Source organism: Arthrospira sp. PCC 8006 (assembly GCF_046480465.1).
Lineage (GTDB): Bacteria > Cyanobacteriota > Cyanobacteriia > Cyanobacteriales > Microcoleaceae > Limnospira > Limnospira platensis.
In genome coordinates this window covers 1-9,433 of the sequence record NZ_PKGG01000208.1, presented here as the reverse complement: position 1 = coordinate 9,433, position 9,433 = coordinate 1, and the positions used below count along the sequence as shown (strand labels likewise).

Sequence of the window (9,433 nt, the reverse complement as noted above, 5' to 3'; positions counted from 1 at the left end):
ATCTTCAATTATTACATCGCCATTGTCACGATGATAAAACAGCTCTTGATGAAGAGATGTTGCTGTACTCTTAACAAGGAGACGGTCAAACTAGGAGCCGTATGAGGTGAAAGTCTCATGTACGGTTCTGCTGCTGAATGGGAGGGGTAGACCGTGAGGTCTATCTCGACCCCTAATCAAAACTTTGAGCTGGGCTGGACTCCTGGGGTTGAGTTGTGGATTATTGGCTTGTGGGCAGTTGACAACTGGGCAGACTACTGAGCAGACTATAAGACCATCTTCCGAGTCTTTTCTACCCCAAAACGCTGCGATCGCCTCATCTCCCGTTACTTTATCCAGCCCCTCTGGGTTGGCATCGAGGCACTACAACGCCGAGGCAATTTATACAGAATTTGAGCGTTTGACCCGGCGAGCCTGTCAAAAACAGGAAAAAATTGTCGGGAATTTGCGTTATCAGATCTGCACCATGACTGACTCCCAGGGCTTGATTCAAGTTGTTTATGCCTCTTCATCTCTGGCTAGTGAGGGTGATGGTGCCGGATATTGGCTCAATGAGAACGCAGATATCTATGCAATTCGCTACTTCCACTCTGATGAGGTTTTTGTGCTACTCCCAGAAGCTCGCCAGACCATTGTAGAGTTAGTTGGAAACCGACAGATCAACGTGACTACAGATAAAGCCCGTTGGCATCAGCTAGAACTCGATGCGAGAGAGCAGATCATGGAAATTTCTGCACAGTTTGACCTCAATAATTTCACAGTCAGCAATCAGCCAACTTCAGACCGCCAAGAAATACAGCGCATTGCCCTTATGTTTTTGGAACCGGGAGCCTTAGCAGCAGGGTTGCCTACCCCAACCATTGAAAAAATGGCGATCAACGTGACTACAGATAAAGCCCGTTGGCATCAGCTAGAACTCGGTGCGAGAGAGCAGATCATGGAAATTTCTGCACAGTTTGACCTCAATAATTTCACAGTCAGCAATCAGCCAACTTCAGACCGCCAAGAAATACAGCGCATTGCCCTTATGTTTTTGGAACCGGGAGCCTTAGCAGCAGGGTTGCCTACCCCAACCATTGAAAAAATGGCGATCGCTGATGACACGGCTTTACTTACTTGGCAGCAAGGGGAAACAGCGGGGATGATGTTGCTCCGAAAAGAACAGGGGCAATGGGGAGTTTTGACCTATGGCGGCGGTGCAATTGACGCAACAACTCTATCTGAGTATAATGTTCCCCAGACCACAGGTGAAGCCCTGCTCAAGCAGTTAAACCTCAACTAAATTTATGCAGATTATTGGCGGGGGCGATCGCTACTCTTGTCCGGTAGGTTAGTCAAATTTAGCCAGGGTTTATCATGTAAACTAGGGGGTATTTTCTGACTGGATAACTCAAGATTTATCAAGGCACTATTTGGTTGTTTTGTCAATAGGTAATTCCTAGTAATTTATGCCTGACTCCCACCAGAATGCGATGAAAAATTCAACCCCAACTCCTGCAGATGCTCTAATCGCCGCCCTCCATGAACCGGGACGGGAAAACCTCCTTGATTTAGTCCAAAATCCCTTGTGTTTGACGATGCTCTGCATGATTTGGGATGGGTCGTTGCCGGACACTCAGGCGGAGTTATATCAGCGTTACCTGCGAAAAATTTATGAGTGGAATCAGAATTTAAATGACTTGGAAAAGTATGCGGAAGTTTGTGGCACGAATACCACGAAATTAAAGCAGAATTTGAATCGGCAATTGGGGGGGACTGGCAAAGGCTGCGCTGAATTTGCCCCGGCAGCGATTTCGGTTATCACAGGCTTTGGTGGAAGAGCATCTAGGGGAGGAATCAGATCAGACTTCGTGGGCTTATTTGGTGTTGCGGTTGGGTTGGTTAAATCGGGTGGGCAGAGATGGACGCGGCGATAGTATTTTTGCCTTTTATCATGCGACGTTTCAGGAGTATTTTGCAGCGTTGGCGGTGGAGGATTGGGATTATTTTCTGCCTCGGAATCATGTTGATTCTCCGGTGGCGGGGAGGCGGTATCGGATTTTTGAGAAGCAGTGGAAGCAGGTGATTTTGTGTTGGTTGGGGCGTAAGGATATTCAGGCTCAGAAGAAGGAGGATTTGATTCGGGCGTTGGTTGAGTTTGAGGATGGGGTCAGAGATTTTTATGAATATAAAACATATTTGCTGGCTGCTGCTGAAATTAATCAATTTAAGGCTTGTTCTCTGGCTACCGATATTGTGCGGCAGGTGGTGAAGTGGGGGTTTGGTTATTTAAATACTGAAAAACAGGAATGGCAAACCTTTTTAGAACCCATCGAAGAAGCGGCGAGAGAGGTGATACCACAAACCATTAGACCCTTGGCGATGTCCCCACTGATTGAACTTATTGAGAATTGCCCAGAAAAGGACAGTCGGATGCAGGCAGCAGAGAGTTTAGGGAAAATCGACCCAGGAAATCCCGATGCGATCGCTGGGTTGCTTGAAATTATCCGCACCACTGAGGATCAAGATACCCGTGGTCTGGTGGCATATAGTTTAGGGGAAATCGGACAAGGAAANCCCTGATGCGATCGCTGTATTGSTCGAAATTATCCGCACCACTGAGAATGAATATACCCGTATTCAGGCGGCAGAAAGTTTAGGGAAAATCGGACAAGGAAATCCTGATGCGATCGCTGGGTTGCTTGAAATTATCCGCACCACTGAGGATCAAGATACCCGTGGTCTGGTGGCATATAGTTTAGGGGAAATCGGACARGGAAACCCTGATGCGATCGCTGGRTTGSTCGAAATTATCCGCACCACTGAGRATGAATATACCCGTATTCAGGCGGCAGAAAGTTTAGGGAAAATCGGACAAGGAAATCCTGATGCGATCGCTGKATTGSTYGAAATTATCCGCACCACTGAGGATVAAKATACCCGTWRTCAGGCAGCAGAGAGTTTAGGGAAAATCGGACAGGGAAATCCTGATGCGATCGCTGGGTTGCTTGAAATTATCCGCACCACTGAGGATCAAGATACCCGTGGTCTGGTGGCATATAGTTTAGGGGAAATCGACCCGGGAAACCCTGATGCGATCGCTGGGTTGCTTGAAATTATCCGCACSACTGAGGATGAAGATACCCGTRGTCTGGTGGCATAKAGTTTAGGGGAAATCGGACAGGGAAATCCTGATGCGATCGCTGGGTTGCTTGAAATTATCCGCACGACTGAGGATGAAAAGACCCGTAGGGAGGCAGTAGAGAGTTTAGGGAAAATCGGACAGGGAAATCCTGATGCGATCGCTGGGTTGCTTGAAATTATCCGCACCACTGAGGATCAAGATACCCGTGGTCTGGTGGCATATAGTTTAGGGRAAATCGGACAAGGAAAYCCTGATGCGATCGCTGGGTTGCTTGAAATTATCCGCACCACTGAGRATGAATATACCCGTRKTCWGGYGGCAKATAGTTTAGGGGAAATCGGACAAGGAAATCCTGATGCGATCGCTGGGTTGCTCGAAATTATCCGCACTACTGAGGATGAAGATACCCGTAGGCTGGCAGCATGGAGTTTAGGGAAAATCCTCACCACACCGGAAGAATATGCAGGAGTCGTCTCCGCCTTAAAAGACTGCCTCAGCGATGAAGTTTACGAAAACAACTTTGACCTATTCAAGGCATCCTACAAACTCATCTGCAACTGTGCCGAAAACCTCCCCTATCCCGAATTTTATCAACCCTGGCACAATCTCCCCACCACCCCTCATCCCGAAGTGGAAGACAACACCCCCTTTATTCAACAGTGTAACCTCGCCCTTCTCCCCCAAATCCTCAACCAAGCCATCCAAACCCACCCCCTCAACTGCCAACCCATTTGCATCGATCACAGCCGCTTCAGCGACCCCAGCAACCCCGCCTTGCAAATCTACACCACCTTGAAAAAAGCCGGTTGTCCCGCCAGTCCCGACGGTAAACCCGGTACCATTGCCGAATTACAAGCCTACTGCGAGGATGACCTCAGCGACCATCCAATTGCCCTCATCCTCTACGAAGAACCCACCGACCCACCCCCCCAAGGCTTTGATATCGCGGTACTCAAKAAACTCGCCCGCTTTAGCCATCCCCCCATGGCGGTGGTTGTCCCCCAACCCCTCCCGGAGTGCCGATTACCGCAATTCCTAGAAAGCGACCCCGATTTGATTGCCCATCTCCTCCAGTGGTTGCAAAGCTTGGCACGATGAACCGGTGAAATTAGCAGTAAATTCAACCCCTGATCATCGGACATGGCTCTGCTATAACCCGGTTGCGGGAAACTGGGCTATAATTGCTGTTGTTGGTGACACCAAAAGGCGATGGCAGCCACCCCTAAGCTACTACCATATTGATGACGCTTAGGTGTTCGGTTGTAGGGTATTTTTGCCCAGGGAAATCACTAATTGAATTAGGCGAGATATATAGGTGGGTTTAGCGATCGCCCAACAGGAACTCACCCAGCAACGTTACCCTGAACTACGAGAAGCCCAACTCGACCAATTCCTCACCCCCCAAGAATACCAACTCACCCAACAAGGCAACCTCACCGATACAGAATGGGGTGATATCTTCATCCGCCTCAACATGGCAGCCTGTAAAAGGAGAAACGTCACCCAGCAGGAGGAGTTTTTTCGGGATGTTTCCCATAGTATTGATTCTGGTTTTGCGGAAGTCTGTGAACGGTTGGGGGTAATGGAAACCACCATCAGCGACTTGTTACAAACCCTAGAGGAACGCCTAGAGGGGTTGCGCCAAGAAGTGACGGAATTTCGTCAAGAGGTGGGGCAGGGGTTGGAGTGGCTGCACAATCAACCGAGGGGGCGATCGTTCTCTAAACAGGAGTATCGCGCGCGTCAAAATATCTTAACTCAGATGCGATCGACAAAGTTGTTTTTAAAACTATAAGCTCCTACCATTAAACCTAGCCATCAAACTACTCACCAAAACCATGCTAAAAGAAGTTGATATAGATGTTTGGGTTGCAGAATAGACCTTCCGATATTTGGGACTCAGTGTCGGAACAGGATGACGGTTATTCGATTGGCTAATCGAGAACTCGCGGTAATTTCTCCAATTCAATCTAGCGACAGACTTGTCAGCCAGCTAGGTCAACTGGGAGTTGTCAAGTATATTATTGCCCCTAACCTTTATCATTATTTATTTGCAGCTAATTTCAAATCTATTTATCCCCAGGCAACCTTTGGGGCTGCCCCTGGTTTAACCATTAAAAAACCCGATTGACCGATTGACCAGACCATCAGGGGCGATCGAGGTGAGTTATTACCTGGATTATACTTTGTCTTATTCGATGGTTTAAGAGTTTGGGGCTTAACGGGAATTGATTCACTTAATGAATGTGTGTTTTTCATTCTGCAAGTCGCACTCTGATTTTGACAGATACAGAATTGCACTTTGATGAAACATTTCCAATTATGACACAATTTTAAGCTAGACTGCTGGGAGTATATAAACAATTAAGTCTATCAATCATGGAAAGGATAGCCACCAATTAAAAAGAGCGATTTAGACAATCGTTTTAACAAGTAATGTTATGGGATTTCGAGCGATTTATTATGGCTCATGGAAGTATAATTTAGCGAGATAGCACAGAAAAATTAAAGAAAGGGTATGAATCTTTTTGGCGTTGAAGCTAGTGTTTACCTTATCCTATATTCCACCACTATAAAACCTGATTTTTACTCCCTAAATAAATGCACCGATAGCCTCGTGCAACAACACTTCGCCAACCTAGAAATCCAGAAAGACTAAAACTGACTCTAAGAAACCGGGTTTCTGTCAGGCTTTCTATATCCTAACAAAGATAGTAATAGAAACCCGGTTTCTGGCAACTTGGCTATAATAGTCGTAACCCCCTAGTATCAACCCATATCCCCATCCTCAATATGACATTCATCACCGATACTCCGGTAACTTGGCAATACCTAGACATTGATGCTCAAAATCAGGCAACTATTGCCAATAGTCGCGTTTCAGTTGCCCAACTGATTCAAGAAAAACACGCCCACGGCTGGAGTCCAGAAGAACTGCACTTTCAACACCCAGAAATTTCCCTCGCTGCCATTTATTCTGCCCTCAGTTATTACTACACCTATCAACACCAAATTGATGCTCAAATTGCTCAAGAACAAGAAAACATCCAGAACCTGCAAGCTGATTTAATTACAATGAGAGTCGGTCATAATACTGCCGATTTTCAACAAAGGCTTCAGCAAAAATGGCAGCAGCAGCAAGGATGAAAATGGCAATCTATTACTATTTCGAGGCTCCACTCCATCGAGCGATTAAGATTGGTTTAAAACTGACATTGGTTGAGGTTATGACCGCTCAAGAAGACAATAATAATAGTGCTATTTATGAAATAATTTTGAGTCTGTGCAACTAAAGCGTCCTCTTGTAACCACGGATCATGATTTTCTAGTGTTAGATAAAAATTGCGTCAATCAAGGTAAAGCGTTTACCGGAATTTTCTTTTTAAGTCCTCAAGTGTCGATGGGTTATGCGATCGAATAGTTAGAGGTTTACGCCAAAATGGGAGAATTAGAAGATTTCGCCAATCAAGTAATTTTTATTGGATGTTGAACTGCCGCCGCTTTATCCATGAGAGGAAAAGCCATGAACTAATGAACTTTGTTGTTGGCATCAAAAATACAGACTATGCAGCTTCCCTAGAAGTTCGCAAGATTTATCCAGTCTTACCCGACTCAAAAGCGAATAGTCATCAAATGCTGCGGATAATTGATGAATCAGGGGAAGATTACCTCTATCCTAACGCATATTTTATGCCTATTGAACTCTCTGCCTCTCTCCAACAAGTTCTGGAAATGTCTTAGGTTGAGTGGAATCAAAGAAACCGGGTTGCTGTCAGGGTTTCTGTATCCTAACCGAGATATCCATAGAAACCCGGTTTCTCAGCATTTAGCTATAATAGGATGAGTTAGGGTAAATTCGGTAGAATTAGATATCAAGCACAAATCAGAACGCCTCATGAATATAGAACTAGACCCAGAAACAGAAGCCCGTTTAGTGGAAATTTTAGCCAGGGAAAAAACGACCAGGGATGAATTGATTAAACGCTTGGTTCAAGAATGCTGGTTGAGTTTACAACCACGGCCAACTATTGTCGAAAGGTTGGGCGGACATCCTGAACATCTGTTAGAAAATGCGCCGCCTGATTGATCAGAACGGGCCAATCGAAAAAAGGCGATCGCTGTGCCTATCTAAATGGCGCGTTAGCTGCTTAATCAGGGTAAGAGTATATTTTTGCCCTGAGTAATTATACTCATCTCCTCATTGAGATGCACCCGCTAAAAAAGCCATAGAAGGCTCTATGAAAGGTAAAGATTTTCAGGATTTTATTGAACAGGACTTGGTTCCGAGACTGAATCCAGGGGATGTCGTAGTTATGGATAACCTTAATATCCATAAAATGGAGGGCATTGAAGAAATGATCACTGCTACGGGAGCCAGAGTAGAATATTTACCACCCTACTCACCAGATTTCAATCCTATTGAAATGTTGCGGTCAACGGTTAAGTCAGTGGTCAGAATGTTTCCAACACGAGCAATGGAAGCACTAGAACAGTTAATTAAACTGGCTCTAATGCTGATGAGAAAAAATACGTTTAAGAAATGGTTTACTAAATGCGGTTACTGTACTAATTAAATATCGAACAAGCTGTATCCAGCAAGGAGTTCAGCAAGGTATCCAACAAGGAGTTCAACAAGGCATCCAGCAAGGTATCCAACAAGGACAGCGATCGCTCATTGAAAGTATGTTACAAGTTAAATTTGGTGCGGTGGATGCAGAATTAGCTGAGATTATCGAGGGGTTAATTCAAGTTCCCCCCTTGGAGCAAGCACAGTTGATTTGGCAGTTATCACGGGAGGAGCTTTTGGCTCGGTTTTCCGGTGACTTGTGAACCGGGGGGGTTAAGAAACCGGGTTTCTCGGACAACAAGGAGTTCAGCAAGGACAGCTTTCCGGTGACTTGTGAACCGGGGGGGGTCAAGAAACCGGGTTTCTCAAAGAAACCCGGTTTCTCAGTTGGCGGGGTGAAGGCAGCAATTGAGGGCTGCTGTCGGAGCCAGACTAGAGTATAATTAATAATTAGAGACCTCGAAAACAGCTATAAATGACCCGGTTTATCTACGACCAATTCACCAAGCAATATATCCAGGAACTCTTAAAGCCATTAGGTCAAACTGAAACCAGCAAAACCATGGCTTCAGAAAGGCGAGAAATTGACATCTTTTTCACACCCAACCCGGAAAATATCGCCCCAGCTAGTAACCTAGGCTTATTGGGAAGATTAGCCACCACCAGTGCGGTTTTTGAGCCTTTTAGCAATCCCGTTAGACCCAGAGAAATTCGCAGTTGTCTGGTGAAGATATTAGAGATGAAGGCGCAATTGGAACGCCAAGCCGACCGGGAAAAAAGACGGCTCGCTCCCGGAGAATCACCCCGGTTGTGGATTCTGACCCCCACCGCATCCCCTGCCATCTTAGCAGATTTTGGCGCTATGGTAGACCTGGAAAACTGGATGAGTGGGGTGTACTTTCTCCCCAAGGGACTGGAAAGCGCTATTATAGTAATCCACCAACTACCGCCGACAGCAGAAACCCTATGGTTGCGGATTTTAGGGACGGGGAGAGTCCAAAAACAAGCCTTGCAAGAACTCTATCAACTACCAGGAGACAATCCCACCCGAGAAACCACGCTAGAATTACTGTATAACCTGCGCGCGATGCTAGAAGCGCGGCAAAATTTAGACCCAGAAGAGAGGGAGTTAATTATGGAACTATCACCCCTGTATTTACAACGGTTACAAACTGTTAAGGAAGAAGGCATCCAGCAAGGAGTCCAACAAGGAGTCCAGCAAGGTATCGAGCAAGGTATCCAACAAGGTATCGAGCAAGGACAGCGATCGCTCCTTGAAAGTATGTTACAAGTTAAATTTGGTGCGGTGGATGCAGAATTAGCTGAGATTATCGAGGGGTTAATTCAAGTTCCCCCCTTGGAGCAAGCACAGTTGATTTGGCAGTTATCACGGGAGGAGCTTTTGGCTCGGTTTTCCGGTGACTTGTGAACCTGGTGGGGGTGTTCAAAGAGTCGCGGGGTGGGGTACAATTTACAATTAAGGTGCGGTGGCGCGAGGCTTCACTGAACCGACACCACCGAACCAAGACTCACCGGAGGCGGAACCATGTCGAGTTGGCGTGAGAGATGGCAAAATCTATGGCGGTTTCTCAACACCCCTTTATTCACTTCCCCGACTCCGGGAACCTCTAACCCAACCGTTGAGGCGATATCCCATGAATGAATATTTAGACATTTGGTTAGAAATCCTGGAAGCCAAAAAAAGGGGATTAAGCGGGAAAGCCGTTTATCCCATTTTCCAA

12 protein-coding genes and 1 pseudogene are annotated in these 9,433 nt (G+C 46.1%); 12 read left to right on the top strand and 1 reads right to left on the bottom strand.

The annotated features are described in order from the left end of the window. Positions 1 to 238 precede the first annotated feature (238 nt). A complete protein-coding gene (locus B9T16_RS22250; RefSeq protein WP_410245795.1) occupies positions 239 to 1,282 on the top strand; it encodes a hypothetical protein in 1,044 nt (347 codons plus the stop codon). An 11-nt stretch (positions 1,283 to 1,293) separates the two neighbouring features. Here B9T16_RS22250 and B9T16_RS22245 read toward each other — a convergent pair whose 3' ends face one another. Continuing rightward, positions 1,294 to 1,428 (bottom strand): hypothetical protein, encoded by a 135-nt coding sequence (locus tag B9T16_RS22245; protein ID WP_286131391.1) that lies wholly within the window; start codon positions 1,426 to 1,428, stop codon positions 1,294 to 1,296. 348 nt (positions 1,429 to 1,776) lie between these two features. Between B9T16_RS22245 and B9T16_RS22240 the strand changes: the two genes are divergently transcribed. The 11 genes and pseudogenes from B9T16_RS22240 to B9T16_RS22190 all read left to right on the top strand — a co-directional run. Next, positions 1,777 to 2,562, top strand: a complete 786-nt coding sequence (locus tag B9T16_RS22240; RefSeq protein WP_410245794.1) for a HEAT repeat domain-containing protein — start codon at positions 1,777 to 1,779, stop codon at positions 2,560 to 2,562. 13 nt (positions 2,563 to 2,575) lie between these two features. Beyond that, positions 2,576 to 4,222, top strand: coding sequence for a HEAT repeat domain-containing protein (locus tag B9T16_RS22235; protein ID WP_410245793.1), 1,647 nt, complete (start codon positions 2,576 to 2,578; stop codon positions 4,220 to 4,222). A 217-nt stretch (positions 4,223 to 4,439) separates the two neighbouring features. Beyond that, positions 4,440 to 4,919: a hypothetical protein gene (locus B9T16_RS22230; protein WP_410245792.1), complete on the top strand. Its 480-nt coding sequence runs from the start codon at positions 4,440 to 4,442 to the stop codon at positions 4,917 to 4,919. A 69-nt stretch (positions 4,920 to 4,988) separates the two neighbouring features. Beyond that, entirely contained in the window at positions 4,989 to 5,255 is a 267-nt protein-coding gene (locus B9T16_RS22225) for a DUF4336 domain-containing protein (RefSeq protein ID WP_286131390.1), read from the top strand. 662 nt (positions 5,256 to 5,917) lie between these two features. Beyond that, the gene (locus tag B9T16_RS22220; RefSeq protein ID WP_014276132.1) at positions 5,918 to 6,271 is read left to right on the top strand and encodes a DUF433 domain-containing protein; all 354 of its coding nucleotides are present in this window, start codon (positions 5,918 to 5,920) and stop codon (positions 6,269 to 6,271) included. A gap of 384 nt (positions 6,272 to 6,655) precedes the next feature. Next, the gene (locus B9T16_RS22215) at positions 6,656 to 6,865 is read left to right on the top strand and encodes a hypothetical protein (RefSeq protein WP_006615891.1); all 210 of its coding nucleotides are present in this window, start codon (positions 6,656 to 6,658) and stop codon (positions 6,863 to 6,865) included. A 154-nt stretch (positions 6,866 to 7,019) separates the two neighbouring features. After that, on the top strand, positions 7,020 to 7,211 hold the full coding sequence (locus B9T16_RS22210) for a hypothetical protein (RefSeq protein WP_410245791.1): 192 nt from the start codon (positions 7,020 to 7,022) through the stop codon (positions 7,209 to 7,211). A 151-nt stretch (positions 7,212 to 7,362) separates the two neighbouring features. Then, positions 7,363 to 7,698, top strand: coding sequence for a transposase (locus tag B9T16_RS22205; RefSeq protein ID WP_014276129.1), 336 nt, complete (start codon positions 7,363 to 7,365; stop codon positions 7,696 to 7,698). 16 nt (positions 7,699 to 7,714) lie between these two features. Further along, a pseudogene (locus B9T16_RS22200) lies at positions 7,715 to 7,954 on the top strand (hypothetical protein); the annotation flags it as partial. Positions 7,955 to 8,166: 212 nt separating this feature from the next. Continuing rightward, positions 8,167 to 9,120 (top strand): hypothetical protein, encoded by a 954-nt coding sequence (locus B9T16_RS22195; RefSeq protein ID WP_410245790.1) that lies wholly within the window; start codon positions 8,167 to 8,169, stop codon positions 9,118 to 9,120. Positions 9,121 to 9,178: 58 nt separating this feature from the next. Then, on the top strand, positions 9,179 to 9,433 hold a 255-nt coding region (locus B9T16_RS22190), incomplete at its 3' end, for a hypothetical protein (protein ID WP_410245789.1).

Bases quoted from the DNA above. Each gene is read 5' to 3' on its own strand.
- B9T16_RS22220 (WP_014276132.1), top strand. From the start codon at position 5,918: ATGACATTCATCACCGATACTCCGGTAACTTGGCAATACCTAGACATT.
- B9T16_RS22215 (WP_006615891.1), top strand. From the start codon at position 6,656: ATGAACTTTGTTGTTGGCATCAAAAATACAGACTATGCAGCTTCCCTA.
- B9T16_RS22210 (WP_410245791.1), top strand. From the start codon at position 7,020: ATGAATATAGAACTAGACCCAGAAACAGAAGCCCGTTTAGTGGAAATT.
- B9T16_RS22205 (WP_014276129.1), top strand. From the start codon at position 7,363: ATGAAAGGTAAAGATTTTCAGGATTTTATTGAACAGGACTTGGTTCCG.
- B9T16_RS22195 (WP_410245790.1), top strand. From the start codon at position 8,167: ATGACCCGGTTTATCTACGACCAATTCACCAAGCAATATATCCAGGAA.